The organism is Pseudoalteromonas sp. NEC-BIFX-2020_015 (assembly GCF_012952265.1).
GTDB lineage: Bacteria > Pseudomonadota > Gammaproteobacteria > Enterobacterales > Alteromonadaceae > Pseudoalteromonas > Pseudoalteromonas neustonica.
Window position 1 is genome coordinate 19,362 of the sequence record NZ_JABCJL010000036.1, and the last position, 18,586, is coordinate 37,947.

Here is an 18,586-nt window from a genome sequence, read left to right on the forward strand (position 1 = left end):
AACTGTCTTCTAGCCACAAGCTTTTTGGTACTCTTGCTGAAATTTTGCGAGTAATACCGCTTGCTCCTCAGTCAGAGCTAGGTTATGCAACAAGTCAGGACGTCGTAGCCAAGTTCTGCCTAATGACTGCATTAGCCGCCATTTTGCTATCTCTTGGTGGTTTCCGCTGAGTAATACAGCAGGCACCTGTTTGTCGTCCAATGTTTCTGGCCGAGTATAATGAGGACAATCTAGCAAGCCATTCGAAAATGAGTCTTGCTCTGCTGACTGGTTATGCCCTAAAACACCTGGCACTAATCGCGCTACTGCGTCAATTAATGTCATAGCAGGTAGTTCACCACCACTCAAAATAAAATCACCAATTGACCATTCTTCGTCAACATATGACTCTATTATTCTCTCATCTATACCTTCATAGCGACCGGCAATTAAAATCAGTTTTTTAGAGCTTGCGAGTTCGCTTGCCCCTTGCTGATCTAATTTGCGCCCTTGCGGGGACATATAAATTACTTTTGCACCATCACCTGCCGCTGCTTTAGCGTCAAGAATGGCTTGTTTCAACGGCTCAACCATCATCAACATACCTGGACCGCCCCCGTAAGGGCGATCATCCACTGTTCTATGCTTATCAATAGCATAGTCACGTGGGTTCCAGCAGTTAAAGTCGATCAGACCATTTTTTACTGCGCGACCGGTTACACCTTGCGTTGTAATGGCATCAAACATGTCCGGGAAAAGGCTGATAACCCCTACCCACAACGAACTAGTTTGACTCATTAAAAGCCAGGATCCCAGTCTACGGTAATTTCTTTAGCATCGTGTTTAATCTCTTTAATAACTGTATCAGTTAAAAATGGAATTAAACGTTCAGCTTGACCAAATGCATCTTTATTGTTTGCTTTAACAACCAATACGTCATTTGAGCCTGTCTCCATCAGGTCATCAACGATGCCTAAGTTATAACCTTTATCAGTTATAACCGACATGCCAATGAGATCTCGCCAATAGAACTCACCTTGCGGAAGTTCTGGTAATTGCGCTGCATCCATTGAGATTTCTGCATGGGTATAAGCCATTGCTTCGTCTCGGTCGTTTACTTGCGCAAATTTAGCGATAAAGCCTTTGTTGTGGCGACGCCAGTCGACCACTTCTAAGGTCTGCCATTTACCTTGCTGCCCTATCAACCACGGGCTGAATTCGAAGATCCCTTGGGGATCATCAGTAAATGAATGTACCTTAAGCCAGCCCTTTATACCATATGGGGCACCGAGCTTTCCTACGACAATTATTGATGAGGTGTTCTCTTGACTCATGGTTACACTTACGCCTATTAAGCCGCTTTACGAGCGTCTTTTACTAACTTACTTACGCGATCTGAAAGAGATGCGCCCTGACCTACCCAGTGTTCAACACGAGATAAATCTAAACGTACTTTTTCTTCTTGACCACTAGCAATTGGGTTAAAAAAGCCTACTTTCTCGATGAAGCGACCGTCACGCGAGAAACGGCTATCCGCAACCACAATTTGATAGAAAGGGCGTTTTTTAGCGCCACCACGTTGCAAACGAATAGTTACCATACCGTCCTCTAAATAGATTGACTGTTTTCATTAATAAGAATTGCTCCCCAGTATGGGGAGCTGGGGAATTGTACGAGTTTTTAGCAACAATGCAAGTAAGAAGTGACTCAAAATAGGAGTTAACTTGATTAAACTATGATCTCCGCGTTAATTGAGTCTATATAAGTCTTTGAATGCATAATTTATCCACAAAAAAAGAGGCTGTTTGCCTCTTTTTTAAATTAATTTGTACACAATACCTACAAAACTTAGCTGGTAATTAAAACTTAGGCCCACCACCACCCATCATTCCAGGGGGTAACATGCCTTTCATACCGCGCATCATTTTTTGCATTCCGCCCTTACCTTTCATTTTTTTCATCATTTTTTGCATTTGCGTAAACTGTTTTAGCAACTTATTTATCTCTTGCACTTGGGTACCAGAACCCGCTGCTATACGCTTTTTACGCGAACCTTTAATGATTTCAGGACGGGCACGCTCTTTTTTAGTCATTGAGCTGATGATCGCTTCCATTTGAATAAAGGTTTTATCACCCATTTGACCTTTCACTGCATCGGGTAAGTTTGACATACCTGGTAACTTATCAAGCATCGACATCATGCCACCCATATTTTTCATTTGCTTTAGTTGCTCAGCAAAATCATCCAGGGTAAAACCATCGCCTTTAAATACTTTTTCAGCTACTTTTGCAGCTTGCTCTTTATCGACTTTCATCTCGACTTCTTCGATCAATGAAAGTACATCACCCATCCCTAAAATACGGGATGCTATGCGGTCAGGATGAAAAGGTTCGAGTGCATCAGTACGTTCACCCACCCCCATAAATTTAATCGGCTTACCGGTGATATGGCGAATAGACAACGCCGCACCACCGCGAGCATCACCATCGGTTTTTGTTAATATAACACCAGTAAGCGGCAATGCTTCGTCAAATGCTTTAGCTGTGTTTGCCGCATCTTGACCTGTCATAGCATCAACGACAAATAAGGTTTCGATTGGGTTGATTGCTTTGTGTAGCGCTTTTATCTCATCCATCATGTCATTATCGACATGTAATCGGCCTGCGGTATCGACTAATACAACATCAATAAACTTCTTTTTTGCGTGTGTTATAGCGGCCGTTGCAATATCAACTGGCTTTTGTGATATATCACTTGGGAAAAATTCAACTTCAACTTCTGCGGCAAGCGTTTCTAGCTGTTTAATTGCGGCAGGACGATATACATCGGCACTGACCACTAACACTGATTTCTTTTTACGTTCTCTTAAAAATTTCGCAAGCTTGGCAACACTGGTGGTTTTACCCGCACCTTGTAAACCCGCCATCATGACAACAGCTGGCGGTTGTGCGTTTAAGCTTAGCTCTTCGTTTGCTTCACCCATGGCTTTTTCTAGCTCTTCACGAACTATTTTAATAAAAACTTGCCCTGGGCTTAAACTTTTAGTTACTTCAACGCCTACCGCACGTTCTTTAACTTGTTTAACGAACTCGCGAACAACGGGTAAAGCAACGTCAGCTTCTAAAAAAGCCATACGAACTTCGCGTAGCGTATCTTTTATGTTGTCTTCAGTTAGGCGACCGCGGCCGCTGATATTCTTTAAGGTTTTACCTAATCGTTCTTGGAGGTTCTCAAACATGTAAAGGTTCCGATCAAACGTGATATACCGACAGCTCAATTTCACACCGTGAGCAAATTAATAGTTTGCTCTTTATATGCGTTAATTTAACTTAGTCAGTAATATTAAAATTTTAATTAAAAACAGTATACCGTAAATTAAGGTGCACAATATAGTACTCAAGTAGGCTGTTTGAGTTTCTTTTTACAAAGCCTAGGCATTTGTCTTGCTATAAAATACAATGGACTTACTCTAACAAGGATATTTGACTCAAATTGAGTGGCCCAAGTACTATGCTGATTATTAGTTTAACTATTATTGCCAGTTTATTTTACGTTTTAGCGACATCACATGTCCTATCTCGATTATTTCACCAACAAGGTCCGAGCCAAAAGCTCACGGTGATACTAAGCACTATCGCTATCTTAGCGCACATGCTATTGCTGGTAAATTCGGTCTTTCGTTCTGATGGACAAGATTTGAGTATCGTGAATGTCGCACTCTTAACTTGCTGGGTGATCGTGGTGTCTGTCACCACGGTTTCATTAAAGTTCCCTGCAACATTACTATTGCCTGTGGTGTATGGTTTTGCGGCTTTACTAACAATTGCTAGTTTATTTATTCCTCATCATATTCTATTGCAAAGTATTGATATACAAATCGGCCTTGTTACTCATATATCACTCTCTTTACTCGCTTATTGTGTACTTATTATTGCTACGTTATATGGTGTGCAATTTTATTTTATTGATAAGCGGTTAAAGCGCAAAGATTTAGCGATCGTGCGTAGTCATCTTCCTCCATTAATGGTGGTTGAACGCCAGCTTTATCATTTATTGACATTAGGAACAGCACTTCTTACTTTGGCTTTGCTATCAGGGTTGGTTTTCCTCGAAGGTATGTTTGCTAAAGAGTTTATACATAAAACCATTTTATCTTTATGTGCATGGGCTATTTTTGCCACGGTTACACTTGGTCACTTAAGATTTGGCTGGCGCGGAAAACCTGTTGTACTTGCTATAATGAGTGCTGCATTTGTACTGACATTAGCTTATTTTGGTAGCCGCTTTGTGCAAGAAGTTATCCTTAATAAGTTTTAACTTGACTCAGCGTGCTCTCTACCGCTTAATATACCTTGATTAAATAAAAAAGGATCCTTCTTTGGACGACATCTCTACAAGTGTTTTGTTTATAATACTTGGAATACTCATACTTTGTTCTGCATATTTTTCTGGTTCTGAAACGGGCATTATGTCAATTAACAGAATCCGCTTACGCCACCTTGCCAAAGAAAACCACCGCGCAGCAAAGCGTGTCAACAAACTCTTGAGCCGTCCTGATAGACTTATTGGCCTGATCCTAATTGGTAATAATCTGGTAAACATTGCTGCCGCACAGGTTGCAACTATAATTGGTATCCGTTTATATGGTGATTTAGGTATCGCTATTGCCACTGGCGCACTTACGTTAGTCGTCCTTATTTTTGCAGAAGTAACACCTAAAACGCTTGCTGCGCTTTATCCTGAAAAAGTTGCCTTTCCAAGCTCGGTAATACTCAAAGGTTTGCTAAAGATTCTCTTTCCATTTGTCGTCGTTGTTAACTGGATGACCAATGGTATATTACGCTTATTTGGTATTAGTGCGGCACAAATAGATGAGCACAGTATGAGTAAGGAAGAATTAAAAACAGTGCTGAATGAATCTGGTGCGCTGATCCCCGCTCGTCACCAAAGCATGTTGACCTCTATTTTAGATTTAGAGCAAGTCACTGTTGAAGATATTATGATACCCCGTAACGAGATCGTGGCCATTGATATCAATGATGACTGGAAACTTATTAGTAAACAGCTTACCCACGCACAACATACACGCGTACTTTTATACCGTGACCAAATTGATGATGCGGTAGGTTTTATCCACTCACGTGATGCGCTGCGCTTGTTAACGAAAGAGCAATTTGATAAGCCATCACTACTTCGCGCAGTTCGTGAAATTTACTTTATCCCTGAAGGCACATCGCTTAATACACAGCTGTTTAAATTTCAGCAATCAAAAGAACGCATTGGTTTAGTCGTCGATGAATACGGCGATATTCAAGGCTTAGTAACCCTTGAAGATATTCTTGAAGAAGTGGTTGGCGACTTTACGACTACTCAAACACGTACTCCAAGTGAAGAAGTTGTATCACAAGAGGATGGTTCATTTTTAGTGGATGGCGGTGCTAACGTACGTGATCTAAACAAAGAAATGGATTGGGAATTTCCGCTTGATGGCCCAAAAACGCTAAGTGGATTAATTGTTGAGTACCTTGAAGATATTCCAAATGCAAATTTAAGTTTACGCATTGCAGGCTACCCTATAGAGGTAATTGAGGTGAAAGAGAACATGATTAAACTTGTTCGAGTTCAAGCCGCTTTACGCAAATCCTAACCCCAAATGATAGAGTAACCAGTAAGTTACTCTATCTCTCTTTCTTATTTCTGAATTTTCCGACATAGATTCTCAACCCAGTGATATATATTAAGCTATTATAATTCTTTATCTTACGGAGAACTTTAATGGATGATATTTCAGTAGAGACTATATACACCAAAGCTATCGAAATGCTTATGTTGTATGGCCCTAAATTCTTACTCGCAATATTTGTATTAGTTGTGGGCTGGTGGTTTATTGGCCGAATTGCAAATATGACCGAAAAATCAATGGCTAAAGTGAAATTTGAAGCCGGTTTAACTCACTTTTTAGTCTCGTTTATTTCAGTGATATTAAAAGTCCTATTACTCATTTCTGTTGCCTCGATGATTGGGATCGAAACCACCTCATTCATCGCGATGCTCGGCGCTGCAGGTTTGGCTGTAGGTATGGCTTTACAAGGCAGTTTAGCTAACTTTGCTGGTGGTGTACTTATCTTGTTCTTTAAACCATTTAAAATTGGTGATGTCATTGAAGCACAAGGGCATATGGGTAAAGTCGTTGAAATTCAAATTTTTGTTACTATCTTACTTACCTACGACAATGAAAAGATTATCATCCCTAACGGCGCACTTTCAAATGGCTGTGTTAAAAATAAATTTGCAGAGCCAACTCGCCGTGTTGATATCGAATTCGGCATTAGCTACCAAGATAATGTACTAAGGGCTCGCGAGGTGTTAATGGCTGTCCTAAATGAGTATGAGTTAGTGCTTAAAGGTGATGAAGCGAAGAAACCTATTGTGCATGTTAGCCAACATGGTGATAGCCATATTGGCATGCTCGTTTGGGCATGGGTTGACTCTGAAAATTATTGGCCGGTATATTTTGGTTTATACGAGCGCGTTAAGATCGCTTTCGATAAAGAGAACATCACCATTCCATTCCCACAAAGAGATGTACATATCCATCAATTTCCAGGGAAGTAAATAGCCTGCCCCCTTAAAACTAACAAGCCCGCAGTGCGGGCTTGTTAGTTTTAAATTAGCCAAATAAACGATCTAACCAACCTTTGTCTAAACTATCTTCACATTTTTTAAGTTGAGCACCATAACGGCTTGCCCTATTTTTTACTTTATTTGCGACACCCATTAGCCACTTTTTCTTTTTGTAGGTGCCACGTTTATAGCCACCCCAGCCTTCGTGGTAATTTAAATATTGTGCGTAAGCATCCCATTTTGATATGCCATTCACTTTATGCGTTTTATAAACAAACCAACCCATGAAGTCGATAGCATCATCAAAATCATCACGATCAGCCCCGCTGTTACCTGTTTCGCGAATATAATCAGACCATGTTGGTGTTTTAGCTTGGGAGTAGCCATAAGCAGAACTTGCACGCCCGGTGGGAATAACCCATAAAAAATATTCCATTGGAGGTGCTGCATCATGCTTAAATGAACTTTCTTGATACATCATACTCATTAGCACATGCTTTGGTGAGCCCCACTTTTCTTGGGCATTTTTGGCATCATAATACCAACTTGATTTTTCTTCAAAAATCTTACAGATATCATTAGGTTGCTTTGGCGGAGCGGTCGCGCAGCCGGTTAAAATCACTCCCAGCGATAGAATTATTAAATTTTTTTTCATTTATTTTGATTCTCGCTGAACTTTTAATAAAAACATCGGTCTTAGTTTATGAATGCGCAGTTTAGCATTGTTTCATCCCTGAAGAATTTTTACGCAGCCCATATGGGCTGCGTTTTTTTGTCTGTTATTTATCTTTAAAATACTCATCTAAAAACACTTTAAAAGATACGCTATCAGCAGCAACTACAGCAAGCTCGTCCTGTATTGAACGCTGTGCTTGTTGTTGCAAATAGCTATCAGAATAAACGTTGTATGGCGTTGCTTGATGGCTATGCTTGTAATTTTTAGCTAATGCTAAAGCAAAGTGTCCGTTATCAAGACCTGACTCTTTCAATTGCGCCACATAGCGACCTGAATAAGTAAGTGTAGGATCTGTGATCCACGAAGATAAGCGTGCAACCGTTTCACTGTAGTATTGGACACCATAAGCATTATCCATGTAATGAGCCACAGAGCGAAGCTGAGCAAACACCTCTTGTCCCCAGTCGACTAAATTACTTGGTGCGCCTGATTTATTGAGCTCAACATGACTAGCACGCCCATTATTAACAACGGTATCTAGATTCTCAGTGCTGCGCTGTTGCGAGTCCCAATCCATGTCCGGTGAATCTTTTAACAAGCAATATGTTAAAAATACATCGAGAAAGCGAATTTGTTCAATATTAATGCCTGTTTCGCTAAACGGGTTCACATCTAATGCACGAATTTCTATGTATTCAATACCACCACGTAATAATGCATCCGTTGGTGTTTCACCACTTTTTGCATTGCGCTTAGGCCGGATTGGAGAATAAAATTCATTTTCTATTTGTAAGATATTTTTATTAAGCTGTTTTGGTTGATCATTATTGTAATCGCCAATGCCACTGTAAATATCTGATGGCGTATTAATCGCACGCTTTAAGCCGGCGACATACTCATCTAATGAGTTATACATAACCTTTAATGATGACTGCGCACTATTTGTATAACCTAAGTTACCTAATCGAAGCGCCGTGCCTGTTTCAAGGTATAGTGTACCTTTGCCTAATTTTTTAAATGGTAAATCCGTCTTACGACCTTGTAAAAACGAATTACATAAAGCCGGTGACGCACCAAATAAATAGCTTATTAACCAAAGCTCTCGTTTAAAGTTACGGATCAAGCTGAGGTAACCTGCTGAGATAAAATCAGTTAACGGTCCCTTGTCGCCTTTTATTGTCTGCAAACTTTGCCAAAACGTTTCAGGGAATGAAATATTAAAGTGCACGCCAGCAATAGCTTGCATCATGCTGCCGTAACGGTTTTTCAATCCTTGGCGGTAGAGTGTTTTCATTCGGCCAATATTGGAATCGCCAAATTGAGCTAACACTATGTCGTCTTGGTGCTCAATGAAACACGGCATACTGATAGGCCATAATAACTCATCCCCCATCTGCGCTAAGGTAAACTTTTGCAAATCTTGCAACTGACTTAACGTTTCTTCGGCAGATTCACTAACCGGTGTAATAAACTCTAATAACGATTCAGAGAAATCAGTGGTGATATGCCCATTTGTTAACGCACTACCAACCCCTTTAGGATGTCTTTGCTGTGATATAACACCATTAGGCTGAATCCTCAATGCTTCTCTTTCTATGCCACGTTGAATACCTTTAATTGCGTATTGATGTTGTTCTGGAGATAACGCTGCTAGCGTTTTATTTAGATCATGTGTAGTCAAAAATGCTTCCTCGAGCCACGTGGCTTAATCTTAAGTCAATGGGGGCGAATTGATAATACTCAAGGCTAAATAATAGGGATCACACTTATTCTAATTATTTGCCACACAAACTACCGCGCGAATTACAGCAAGGCGTACAAATTTGCCAATGCATTATAGACTAATCTTGCCATTGAAAGTGTCAATATACAATTGCTTTAAACGCACCACTGTCATGACATATATCATGATGTGGTTTATTCAAAATACATAGACCCGCCCAGTCGAGCTAACCATTCAAATAACTGCAAAGTAAATATGGTTAATTGACCTTTTATTTGTTTTAGATCATCAAAAGTGTAATTAGCAATCTATGCGTACCCACTTGAGGTATTTTACCTTTCATTAATTTAGGATGAACTTTATAATCGGGTTTAATAATAAAGTATGTTTAAGGACTACCCATGCGTCGGGGTCAGCAAATAAAGAATGAAGAGGTTACTTTTTCACAGCACCAAGAATTGGTCTCTACAACAGATTTACGTGGTGTGATCACTTATGCTAATGACGCTTTTTGCGCAATAGCAGGCTACACATTAGAAGAGTTGATGGGTAAAAACCATAACATTGTTCGCCACCCTGACATGCCCAAAGCTGCATTTAAAGAAATGTGGGAAAAGCTAAAAGCAGGCCACTCATGGCGTGGAATGGTTAAAAACCTCTGTAAAGACGGTCGTTATTATTGGGTTGACGCTTTTGTTACCCCTATTTTTGAACACGGTCAATTAGTTGGCTATCAATCTGTCCGCAGCAAGCCGACACAACAATTAAAACAGCGCGCCACTGAATTTTATAAAAAAATAAATGCTGGAAAGTCACTCACTTCATACCGTGAATTAGTTAGTCTAAGGCAAACATGTGCGTTGATCATCACGTTACTGGGTTTAACTCTGTTAGCTGTGACTATATCTGTTACTGCAGCCCTTGTTGCAGTGTTATTTTGTAGCGCTATTGTTTTCCTCAATTATGACGAACTGATTGTAACTCCCAATTTATTAAAGCAGCAAAAGGCTGAGTTTGATTCTGTCTCACGCTATATTTACGTAGGCACTCACCCATTTAGTATTAGCGAATACAATCGTGAGATGCTCAACGCAAAACTACGCACAGTGCTTGGCAGAATAAAAGATGCCACCATAACATTTAACGGTATAGCGTCTAATTTAGATAACCAGTCGTCACTTACAGAGCAAGGTATTTCGGCGCAAGGTCAACGTCTAAGCCAAATAGCGACGGCAATGTCGCAAATGAGCACAACAATTGGAGAGATCTCCACAAGCACTCAAAATACCGCTGAACAAGTTAATGTAACCTACCAAAGCTGCTCTGATATTAAAGTTCACATTGCTGATAACAGCTCAATGGTGTCAGAACTTGCATCTCAAGTAGAGCAAGCGGCTAGCACTGCAAATGCATTAGCAACAGAGGCTGATAAAATTGGTCAAGTAATGACTGAGATTGAAGGCATTGCTGAACAAACCAATTTATTGGCTTTAAATGCTGCTATTGAAGCTGCACGCGCAGGTGAACATGGCCGCGGCTTTGCTGTAGTAGCTGATGAAGTGCGTGCACTTTCTTCACGTACCCAACGTGCAACATCGCAAATTCACAGCTCAATTAAAGAAATTCAAGACACTTTGTTTAGTTGGTCAACAGTGATGAAAAATACAAAATCCCAGGCCGATGAATGTGTAAATACAACTGGCCATACGCAAATAGAGCTTGATAGCATTTTTGCTCAGATAAGCGAAATATCACAATTAGCCACACAAATATCAGCCGCAGCACAGCAGCAACAAGCGGTCAGTGGTGATATTGGTGAGAACGTAAAACAAATTAAAGGATTTAGTGATGAAAACCTCGCTTTAAGCTTTAATGTAGCTAAAGATGCGGCTCAGCTAGTTGAAGGTTCACGTAAAGTGAATGATATTTTGCTTACTTTTAAAGTTTAAATTATAGTTTATTGGGATGTTAAAGCCTGATTTTAGAGCTTTATTTTTAACTTTACATTAGGCCGTGTTGACCTTTATGGATTGAAATTTGTTCAATCTAGGGGCGATTTAATCGCGGCGCGAGGTTTGTAACCTAGCGAGCTAAATAAAAATAGAACAACAAAAAGTTATGACCAGCACATGCGCTGGTCATAACTTTATTACTTATTTAGCGTGTTGTGAATACTAAACCATTTTCATCAGCGTCTATCACTATCATGTCTCCACTTTGATATTCACCAGCGAGTAGCTTCTGAGACAGTGGGTTTTCAATTGTGTGCTGGATTGCTCGTTTAAGCGGTCTTGCACCATAAACTGGGTCAAAACCGCTAGCAGCAATTCGTTCAAGTGCAGCATCACTAATGTTTAACAAATACCCCATTGCTGTAAGTCGCTCGCGTAATTTGCTCAGTTGAATATCTGCAATCTCTTTAATGTGCTCATTCGCTAGGGGATGAAATACGACAGTTTCATCAATACGGTTTATGAACTCAGGTCTAAATTCATTAACGAGTACACCCATTACTTTTTCTTTCAAGGCACTGTAATCATTACTACCTGTTTGCTCTTGGATGATATCGGAGCCTAAATTAGAAGTCATGATAATCACCGTGTTTTTAAAATCAACGGTTCGACCTTGCCCATCCGTTAAGCGACCATCATCCAATACTTGTAGTAAAATATTGAATACGTCAGGGTGCGCTTTTTCAATTTCATCAAGCAAAATGACTGAATATGGGCGGCGTCGTACAGCTTCGGTCAAGTAGCCACCCTCTTCATAACCTACATAACCAGGAGGCGCGCCAACTAAACGTGCTACTGAGTGTTTTTCCATAAACTCTGACATATCAATACGCACCATTGCACTCTCAGTGTCAAACATATATGTTGCTAACGCTTTTGTCAGTTCGGTTTTACCGACTCCGGTTGGCCCTAAGAATAAGAATGAACCAATTGGTCTATTTGGATCAGCAAGCCCTGCGCGTGAGCGCCTAATCGCATTAGATACGGCAATAACAGCTTCGTCCTGCCCGATTACTTTTGCATGCAGATGGTCTTCCATTTGCAGTAACTTTTCTCGCTCACCTTGAAGCATTTTTGAGACCGGGATCCCCGTCCAACGCGATAAAATTTCAGCAATCTCATCTTCGCCAACCTGATTTTTGAGTAAACTCATATCTTGCATTTCAGCTTGCGACGCTAAATCAAGTTTACGCTCTAAATCAGGGATGCGACCATACTGGAGTTCAGACATACGTTGTAAATCAGTTGCTCTGCGGGCAACATCTAAATCTAAACGAGCTTGTTCTAGTTCTGCTTTTATAACTTGGGTGCCTTGAAGTGATGCTTTTTCGGCATTCCACACTTCATCAAGCTCACGGTATTGGGCTTCAAGATCTGTGATCAATTCCTGCATTTCACTTCGACGCTTTTGGCTTGCGTCATCTTTTTCTTTCGCTAACGCATTGTCTTCTAATTTAAGTTGAATAATACGACGCTCCAACTTATCTAAAGACTCTGGCTTTGAATCAATCTGTAGACGAATAGACGAACCTGCTTCGTCAATTAAATCAATAGCTTTATCTGGTAGTTGGCGATCACTAATATAGCGGTGCGACAAATGTGCAGCAGCAACAATGGCCGGATCGGTAATATCAACGCAGTGATGAAGCTCATAACGCTCTTTTAATCCACGTAAAATCGCTATTGTGTCTTCGACTGAAGGCTCTTCAACTAAGACTTTTTGAAAACGACGCTCTAAAGCTGCATCTTTTTCAATGTACTTACGGTATTCATCAAGCGTTGTTGCACCTACGCAATGTAATTCACCTCGTGCTAAAGCAGGTTTTAACATGTTCCCTGCATCCATTGCACCATCGCTCTTTCCTGCGCCCACCATAGTATGAATTTCATCTATAAATAAAATCACTTGGCCTTCTTCTTTAGCCAATTCATTAAGAACTGATTTTAATCGTTCTTCAAACTCACCTCTATACTTGGCACCAGCCACCAGCGCCCCTAAATCAAGTGACAACACACGTTTGTTTTTTAACCCTTCGGGCACTTCACCATTAATGATACGCTGCGCTAGTCCTTCGGCAATCGCCGTTTTACCGACGCCTGGCTCACCAATTAGAACGGGGTTATTCTTAGTGCGTCGTTGTAGTACTTGAATTGTACGACGAATTTCATCGTCACGACCTATAACAGGGTCTAACTTACCTTGCTCAGCGCGTTCGGTTAAATCTATGGTGAATTTTTTCAATGCTTGGCGTGTTTCTTCAGCATTTGGATCATCCACTTTTTGGCCACCTCGAATCGCTTTAATTGCCGCTTCAATTTTTGTCGCGGTCATATTCAAGGCACGGAAAATATCACCTAACGGTCCTTTATCTTCACAGGCAGCTAATACGAATAACTCGCTCGAGATATATTTGTCTTTACGTTTTTGTGCATATTTATCACATAAGTTAATCAGTGAAACCATGTTATTCGATAACTGTACGTCACCACCAACACCTTCCACTTTAAAGAGTTTTTCTATCTCTTGGGATAATTTAGTATTGAGCTCATCGGCACTCACACTCGCTTGAGCGAGTAATGCACGCACACTTGAACCGCTTTGCTGAAGCAATGAGTACATTAAGTGCACAGGTTCAATAAATTGATGATCGCGACCTAGAGCAAGAGACTGAGCATCTGAGAGCGCAGATTGAAATTTACTGGTAAATCGATCTAAACGCATAATGAGATAACCTATAAAAAAACTAATTGTTTAATTAATGGGTATGTTGAGTGGTTTGTTCAAGGTTTAGCAAAAAATATAATCATGAATATGAGTGTAGTTAGAGGTTATTTGCGCCAGATCAAGCTTGCCATTCGTCCTGTCTGCCTATCACGGCGATATGAAAAAAATGATTCGGGCTGGCTTACGGTGCAATATTCGCCACCACTAATAGTATTAACACCTAACTGTATTAATTGAATACGGGCAATAGCGTAAATATCAGCTAAATATTTGCCATTATTGGTTTCTTTAAATGCGTATTCATAGGCATCTGATTGCTCAAAAAATGCAGCTCTTACTTCACTGCCTACTTCAAACTTTAATGCACCAATTGCAGGCCCTAACCATGCAATGATGTTATTTTTTGATGCCGAGAATTGAGCAATCGTATTCGCAATAATACCTGCATTTAAACCACGCCAGCCACCATGTATTGCGGCAACTTCATTACCACACGATGACGTCAACAATATAGGGAGACAATCTGCCGTCATAATTGCTAAAGGCTGATTCTGCAAAGATGTATAAAGTGCATCTGCATCTCGTACTGTTAATGGATCAAAATGTTTATCAACGACGACAACCTCAGCGCTATGTACTTGATTTAACCAAATCGGCGGATTTGGCAATAGCTGATCTAATAAATGGCGATTTGCTAATACCACTTGCCGATCATCACCCACATGAAGCCCTAAGTTTAAACTTGAAAAAGGGGCACGCGATAGACCCCCGTCACGAGTTGTACTTAATGCACCAACATTTGTTGGTGCTGACCAATTGGGTGAAAGCATTAACTAAGCTTAATAATCAATATTTGGGTTTGCTTTCGTATCTTCACGTAGCACGTGCGTCATCGCAACCATGTCATCAGGAATAGGTGCCTGCCATGTCATCATCTCACCAGTAATTGGATGAGCAATACTTAACTTAACAGCATGCAAAGCTTGACGATTAAACTCACGTAGCATTTGGAATAACTCAGGTGTTGCTCCTTTTGGTGGACGTGGACGGCCGCCATATGCTTTGTCGCCTATTAATGGGTGATTAATAAATGCCATATGAACACGAATTTGGTGAGTTCGTCCTGTTTCTAAACGCAGACGTAATCGCGTGTGCGCACGAAACTTTTCAGCAACGCGAAAATGCGTAATTGCAGGTTTACCCTGCTCATGAACAGCCATGTGTGTACGCTGTGTAGGGTGACGAGCAATTGGTTTTTCAACCATGCCACCTGCTGTCATCGTACCATTACAAATTGCTTCGTATTCACGCGTGAAATTCTCGCGCTTTTGCAAGGCTTTAACTAAATGTGTTTGCGCCTGAATAGTTTTAGCTACCACCATTAAACCGGTCGTATCTTTATCTAGACGGTGCACAATACCTGCACGTGGAACGTTAATAATATCAGGATGATGATGCAATAATGCATTAAGCACAGTGCCATCAGGATTACCAGCTCCAGGGTGCACAACTAAACCCATAGGTTTATTGATAACTAAAATATCATCATCTTCATAAACGATGTTTAATTTGATATCTTGTGCGAGGTATTCACGTGGTGCTTCAATACTCGTTTCAACATTAACGACTTCTCCGCCAAAGAGTTTTTCGCGTGGAGTGTTGAAAATTTCACCATCAACGGTGATTTTATCATCCAAGATCCACGTTTTTATACGTGAACGTGAATAATCAGGGAACAATTGTGCTAATACTTGGTCTAGACGTTTACCGCCTAACTCAGTTGGTACATCGGCTTGAAGAGAAATTTGCTCTGTCATTAGTAACTTTACCCAATTTACCAGTGCAAGCTGCGCTCGACTGGGTTAGAATCGCTTTTAATAAAAGCATTATATAATAAGTATAGTTTACTCGGTTTTACCCACTTGGCCTAGCCGAAGACATCGAAGGTAACAAATAAAATGATAAATAGAATAGGGAAACGTGCATTCGCCATTGTTTTTACAGTTTCATTGCTTGGTTTAGGGGCTTGTTCGTCAGCACCAGATGAAGAAGATATCCAACGCGTACCAAATAAATCTGCACAAGCACTTTATGAAGATGCGAAACAAACTCTCGATTCAGGCTTGTACGCACGCGCAATTGAACTTTTAAGTGCTATAGATTCACGCTACCCGTTTGGCCCAATGTCAAAACAGGTGCAATTAGATTTGGTGTTTGCTCATTATCAAGCTGGAAATACTGAGCAGGCATTAGCAACAATAGACCGTTTCATTCGCCTTAACCCAAACCACAAAGATTTAGACTACATGTACTATATGCGTGGCTTGGTAAATATTAAAGCGGATGAAAATGCTTTCCAAGAATATTTTGGTGTTGACAGAGCTGACCGTGATGCAAACCGAACTCGTGTTGCATTTACTGATTTATCAACTTTAGTTAATCGCTTTCCTGATAGCGGTTATGCACCTGAGGCAAAACGCCGCTTAGTATGGTTGCTAAATAAAATGGCACGCTATGAACTTAAAGTAGCCGATTATTATTACGAACGAGAAGCATATCTAGCTGCAGCTAACCGTGGTAAATATGTTGTTGAACATTATTCACAAAGTAGCTATCTAGATGAAGCTCTAAAGATGATGGAAAAAAGCTATGAAAAGCTTGGTTTACCAGAGTTAAGTAAGCATGCAAGAATGACTCGTGAACTAAATAAAAATAAGTAGATTATTTCCAAACACACTCTAACGTGTTTGTAATAAATACAAAAAAGGCGCTACTTGATACAAGTAGCGCCTTTTTTAATGGATGAGTAATACCAATCGACTTAAATGTTTAACCATTCTAGCGGACTAAATAAAGCACTAACTGCGTTAGTCATTTTTCATGTACGACTGCATGGATGCAGGAGCTAGAGCAATGCAGGAGCAATTGCCGAGAACAACTACATGTCAAAGTTTCTGCCTTGTTATCACTGTATTTATCTTTCGCTATAAATGACCATTAACTTAACACAATTGGTATAACGTCTAAATTGCTTCTTCATCTTCTTCCGCTGTACGGATACGAACAACACGTTCAACGTCAGTTACAAAAATCTTACCGTCACCAATCTTGCCCGTTTGCGCTGTTTTGACAATAACTTCAATAGCACGGTCTACATCCTCATCCGTTAGTACAATGTCTAACTTTACTTTAGGTAGAAAATCAACCATGTACTCAGCACCACGATATAATTCAGTGTGCCCCTTTTGACGACCGAAGCCTTTAACTTCGCTTACTGTCATGCCTGTAATACCAACTTCTGATAATGCTTCTCGTACATCATCAAGTTTAAAAGGCTTAATTATTGCTTCAATTTTTTTCATTGTTTGTTGCTACTCATAATTCCCATTTGCATCGATTTTAGACAATCCTGCATCCCATAGCAAACAAAGCAATTGAATTACGATGATTTAATCGTCAACAGTGGTATGATTGTTTAACTCAATACAACTATAATAAATAATAACTTGTTAAGATCACCCAATCATAAGAACTTAACTAGCGTCAGAGGTGTATATGAAAAATAAGCAACACGGCTTTACATTACTAGAGTTAATAGTAACAATTTCAATTGTGGGCATTATAGCGGCTATCGCCATTTGGAATAGCAGTGATATGCTCGAAAAAAACCGCGCAGAAAACTTTTTATTAGAGTTAAAAAGAAATCTTAACTTTGCACGTGCAAAAGCAACAAGTACCGACGAAATCGTGGTTGTATGCCCTGCACAATACAACCAAGTAAAAAAAGGCAAAGCTACTTTTGGTTGTAAAAACAAATGGGATAAGAACAAAATAATTGTTGTATTTGTTGATAGTGACAACGATGGTGACTACGACTCAGATACAGACACATTACTTAGAGTGATGGAGAAAATGCCTGATAATAACAAATTAAGCTTTACTGGAGGGAAAAGGTTGGCATTTGACACCAGCGGCCGAATAACTACTAGCGTCGGGAAATTTACTTACTGCCCAGATCAAGATAATAAAAATAATAAAGCGTTGGAAATAACCCAGTCAGGCACAACATTGTATAACGGTGATACTAACACAACATGTAATTAAATTTCACAACTCAACTTGCAACTATTTTCGGTTCAGCTAACCTTAATATAACTGTAACATTGAGAGCTTCACGGATGAAGAATTTAAACAAGCTATTGAACTGCTTTGGCACTTCTCTTATTGAAATGATGACAACATTAGCTCTTTTAGCAATTATTTGCCATTTAGCTTTATTCCACTTTCAGCCATTACTGGTAAAAAACCGTCTTGATAATCACACTGCTAAAGTAAATAGAGCCTTGGGGTTATCACGTCTTAATGCTATTGCTTATAACTCAAATATTACATTATGTGGATTAGCAAATAATAAATGCGATCAGCAATTATGGCATAAAGAAATTACAGTTTTTACTGATTCAAATGATATTGGCGTTTTAGATGGTACGGATACAGCACTTTTTACAATTGAATCAACACACCAGCAAGATATGTTAACCTACCCCCGACGCTCAGTCACTTTTAGAAATGACGGCACACCCATGGGTTTTAATAATGGTACTTTTATATTTTGCCCAGAATATAAAAAAGCAAACCTTGATGGGCTTGCTATTTCAGTGAGCTACACAGGAAGAATTCGCACTAAAGATACAAAAAAATGTCAGAAATAAAAAGTAATTTGTAACTACTCAGGAGGGGTAAAAATGCTGGGCAACATGCCATTGAATAATAATGCTAATGCGGTAGACGCACTGATCCCTTGCTTTTTACAACTTGATAAGTAACTACGCAGCCCAAAAAACAT

At 39.9% G+C, this 18,586-nt stretch carries 17 protein-coding genes; 7 read left to right on the forward strand and 10 right to left on the reverse strand.

The window, feature by feature from the left end:
- Window positions 1-9: 9 nt before the first annotated feature.
- From trmD to ffh, 4 genes are all read right to left on the reverse strand, one after another.
- On the reverse strand, window positions 10-777 hold the full coding sequence (trmD, locus tag HH219_RS19600) for a tRNA (guanosine(37)-N1)-methyltransferase TrmD (RefSeq protein WP_054205160.1): 768 nt from the start codon (window positions 775-777) through the stop codon (window positions 10-12).
- Window positions 777-1,313, reverse strand: coding sequence for a ribosome maturation factor RimM (gene rimM / locus HH219_RS19605; protein WP_054205159.1), 537 nt, complete (start codon window positions 1,311-1,313; stop codon window positions 777-779). Before rimM ends, trmD begins: the two co-directional genes overlap by 1 nt.
- A gap of 17 nt (window positions 1,314-1,330) precedes the next feature.
- Complete coding sequence (gene rpsP, locus HH219_RS19610) at window positions 1,331-1,579, reverse strand: 30S ribosomal protein S16 (RefSeq protein ID WP_016708927.1); 249 nt, start codon at window positions 1,577-1,579, stop codon at window positions 1,331-1,333.
- Between the two features lie 259 nt (window positions 1,580-1,838).
- Entirely contained in the window at window positions 1,839-3,218 is a 1,380-nt protein-coding gene (ffh, locus tag HH219_RS19615) for a signal recognition particle protein (protein WP_054205158.1), read from the reverse strand.
- A 272-nt stretch (window positions 3,219-3,490) separates the two neighbouring features.
- Here ffh and ccsA point away from each other — a divergent pair, with 272 nt between their 5' ends.
- The 3 genes from ccsA (at window position 3,491) to HH219_RS19630 (ending at window position 6,595) form a co-directional block, all read left to right on the forward strand.
- Window positions 3,491-4,297, forward strand: a complete 807-nt coding sequence (gene ccsA, locus HH219_RS19620; protein WP_054205157.1) for a cytochrome c biogenesis protein CcsA — start codon at window positions 3,491-3,493, stop codon at window positions 4,295-4,297.
- A gap of 61 nt (window positions 4,298-4,358) precedes the next feature.
- Window positions 4,359-5,627: a CNNM domain-containing protein gene (locus tag HH219_RS19625; protein WP_152960587.1), complete on the forward strand. Its 1,269-nt coding sequence runs from the start codon at window positions 4,359-4,361 to the stop codon at window positions 5,625-5,627.
- Between the two features lie 128 nt (window positions 5,628-5,755).
- Window positions 5,756-6,595: a mechanosensitive ion channel family protein gene (locus tag HH219_RS19630; RefSeq protein ID WP_054205155.1), complete on the forward strand. Its 840-nt coding sequence runs from the start codon at window positions 5,756-5,758 to the stop codon at window positions 6,593-6,595.
- Window positions 6,596-6,650: 55 nt separating this feature from the next.
- Here the strand turns inward: HH219_RS19630 and HH219_RS19635 are convergent, their stop codons facing one another.
- Together HH219_RS19635 and gshA are read right to left on the reverse strand one after the other, a co-directional pair.
- Entirely contained in the window at window positions 6,651-7,259 is a 609-nt protein-coding gene (locus tag HH219_RS19635; protein ID WP_054205154.1) for a hypothetical protein, read from the reverse strand.
- A 124-nt stretch (window positions 7,260-7,383) separates the two neighbouring features.
- Window positions 7,384-8,961, reverse strand: a complete 1,578-nt coding sequence (gene gshA, locus HH219_RS19640) for a glutamate--cysteine ligase (protein ID WP_054205153.1) — start codon at window positions 8,959-8,961, stop codon at window positions 7,384-7,386.
- 443 nt (window positions 8,962-9,404) lie between these two features.
- On the opposite strand from gshA, the gene HH219_RS19645 reads away from it, so the two are divergent.
- Window positions 9,405-10,952: a PAS domain-containing methyl-accepting chemotaxis protein gene (locus HH219_RS19645; RefSeq protein ID WP_169328400.1), complete on the forward strand. Its 1,548-nt coding sequence runs from the start codon at window positions 9,405-9,407 to the stop codon at window positions 10,950-10,952.
- A 208-nt stretch (window positions 10,953-11,160) separates the two neighbouring features.
- On the opposite strand, the gene clpB is transcribed toward HH219_RS19645, so the two are convergent.
- From clpB to rluD, 3 genes are all read right to left on the reverse strand, one after another.
- Window positions 11,161-13,737 carry an ATP-dependent chaperone ClpB gene (gene clpB / locus HH219_RS19650; RefSeq protein ID WP_054205151.1) on the reverse strand — a complete coding sequence of 859 codons (2,577 nt, stop codon included), beginning with the start codon at window positions 13,735-13,737 and terminating at the stop codon, window positions 11,161-11,163.
- A gap of 107 nt (window positions 13,738-13,844) precedes the next feature.
- Window positions 13,845-14,570, reverse strand: a complete 726-nt coding sequence (gene pgeF, locus HH219_RS19655; RefSeq protein WP_169328401.1) for a peptidoglycan editing factor PgeF — start codon at window positions 14,568-14,570, stop codon at window positions 13,845-13,847.
- A gap of 9 nt (window positions 14,571-14,579) precedes the next feature.
- Window positions 14,580-15,557: a 23S rRNA pseudouridine(1911/1915/1917) synthase RluD gene (gene rluD / locus HH219_RS19660; RefSeq protein ID WP_054205149.1), complete on the reverse strand. Its 978-nt coding sequence runs from the start codon at window positions 15,555-15,557 to the stop codon at window positions 14,580-14,582.
- Window positions 15,558-15,698: 141 nt separating this feature from the next.
- Here rluD and HH219_RS19665 point away from each other — a divergent pair, with 141 nt between their 5' ends.
- Window positions 15,699-16,460: an outer membrane protein assembly factor BamD gene (locus tag HH219_RS19665; protein ID WP_169328402.1), complete on the forward strand. Its 762-nt coding sequence runs from the start codon at window positions 15,699-15,701 to the stop codon at window positions 16,458-16,460.
- 303 nt (window positions 16,461-16,763) lie between these two features.
- Here the strand turns inward: HH219_RS19665 and glnB are convergent, their stop codons facing one another.
- Window positions 16,764-17,102, reverse strand: a complete 339-nt coding sequence (glnB, locus tag HH219_RS19670) for a nitrogen regulatory protein P-II (protein ID WP_054205147.1) — start codon at window positions 17,100-17,102, stop codon at window positions 16,764-16,766.
- Window positions 17,103-17,295: 193 nt separating this feature from the next.
- Here glnB and HH219_RS19675 point away from each other — a divergent pair, with 193 nt between their 5' ends.
- Together HH219_RS19675 and HH219_RS19680 are read left to right on the forward strand one after the other, a co-directional pair.
- Window positions 17,296-17,844 carry a GspH/FimT family protein gene (locus HH219_RS19675; protein WP_169328403.1) on the forward strand — a complete coding sequence of 183 codons (549 nt, stop codon included), beginning with the start codon at window positions 17,296-17,298 and terminating at the stop codon, window positions 17,842-17,844.
- A gap of 74 nt (window positions 17,845-17,918) precedes the next feature.
- Window positions 17,919-18,452, forward strand: coding sequence for a GspH/FimT family pseudopilin (locus tag HH219_RS19680; protein ID WP_169328404.1), 534 nt, complete (start codon window positions 17,919-17,921; stop codon window positions 18,450-18,452).
- Window positions 18,453-18,586 lie beyond the last annotated feature (134 nt).

What these genes read in the sequence shown, in the direction of transcription:
- trmD (WP_054205160.1), bottom strand. Translation starts at nt 777, where the DNA reads ATGAGTCAAACTAGTTCGTTGTGGGTAGGGGTTATCAGCCTTTTCCCG.
- rimM (WP_054205159.1), bottom strand. Translation starts at nt 1,313, where the DNA reads ATGAGTCAAGAGAACACCTCATCAATAATTGTCGTAGGAAAGCTCGGT.
- rpsP (WP_016708927.1), bottom strand. Translation starts at nt 1,579, where the DNA reads ATGGTAACTATTCGTTTGCAACGTGGTGGCGCTAAAAAACGCCCTTTC.
- ffh (WP_054205158.1), bottom strand. Translation starts at nt 3,218, where the DNA reads ATGTTTGAGAACCTCCAAGAACGATTAGGTAAAACCTTAAAGAATATC.
- ccsA (WP_054205157.1), top strand. Translation starts at nt 3,491, where the DNA reads ATGCTGATTATTAGTTTAACTATTATTGCCAGTTTATTTTACGTTTTA.
- HH219_RS19630 (WP_054205155.1), top strand. Translation starts at nt 5,756, where the DNA reads ATGGATGATATTTCAGTAGAGACTATATACACCAAAGCTATCGAAATG.
- HH219_RS19635 (WP_054205154.1), bottom strand. Translation starts at nt 7,259, where the DNA reads ATGAAAAAAAATTTAATAATTCTATCGCTGGGAGTGATTTTAACCGGC.
- HH219_RS19645 (WP_169328400.1), top strand. Translation starts at nt 9,405, where the DNA reads ATGCGTCGGGGTCAGCAAATAAAGAATGAAGAGGTTACTTTTTCACAG.
- clpB (WP_054205151.1), bottom strand. Translation starts at nt 13,737, where the DNA reads ATGCGTTTAGATCGATTTACCAGTAAATTTCAATCTGCGCTCTCAGAT.
- pgeF (WP_169328401.1), bottom strand. Translation starts at nt 14,570, where the DNA reads ATGCTTTCACCCAATTGGTCAGCACCAACAAATGTTGGTGCATTAAGT.
- rluD (WP_054205149.1), bottom strand. Translation starts at nt 15,557, where the DNA reads ATGACAGAGCAAATTTCTCTTCAAGCCGATGTACCAACTGAGTTAGGC.
- HH219_RS19665 (WP_169328402.1), top strand. Translation starts at nt 15,699, where the DNA reads ATGATAAATAGAATAGGGAAACGTGCATTCGCCATTGTTTTTACAGTT.
- glnB (WP_054205147.1), bottom strand. Translation starts at nt 17,102, where the DNA reads ATGAAAAAAATTGAAGCAATAATTAAGCCTTTTAAACTTGATGATGTA.
- HH219_RS19675 (WP_169328403.1), top strand. Translation starts at nt 17,296, where the DNA reads ATGAAAAATAAGCAACACGGCTTTACATTACTAGAGTTAATAGTAACA.
- HH219_RS19680 (WP_169328404.1), top strand. Translation starts at nt 17,919, where the DNA reads ATGAAGAATTTAAACAAGCTATTGAACTGCTTTGGCACTTCTCTTATT.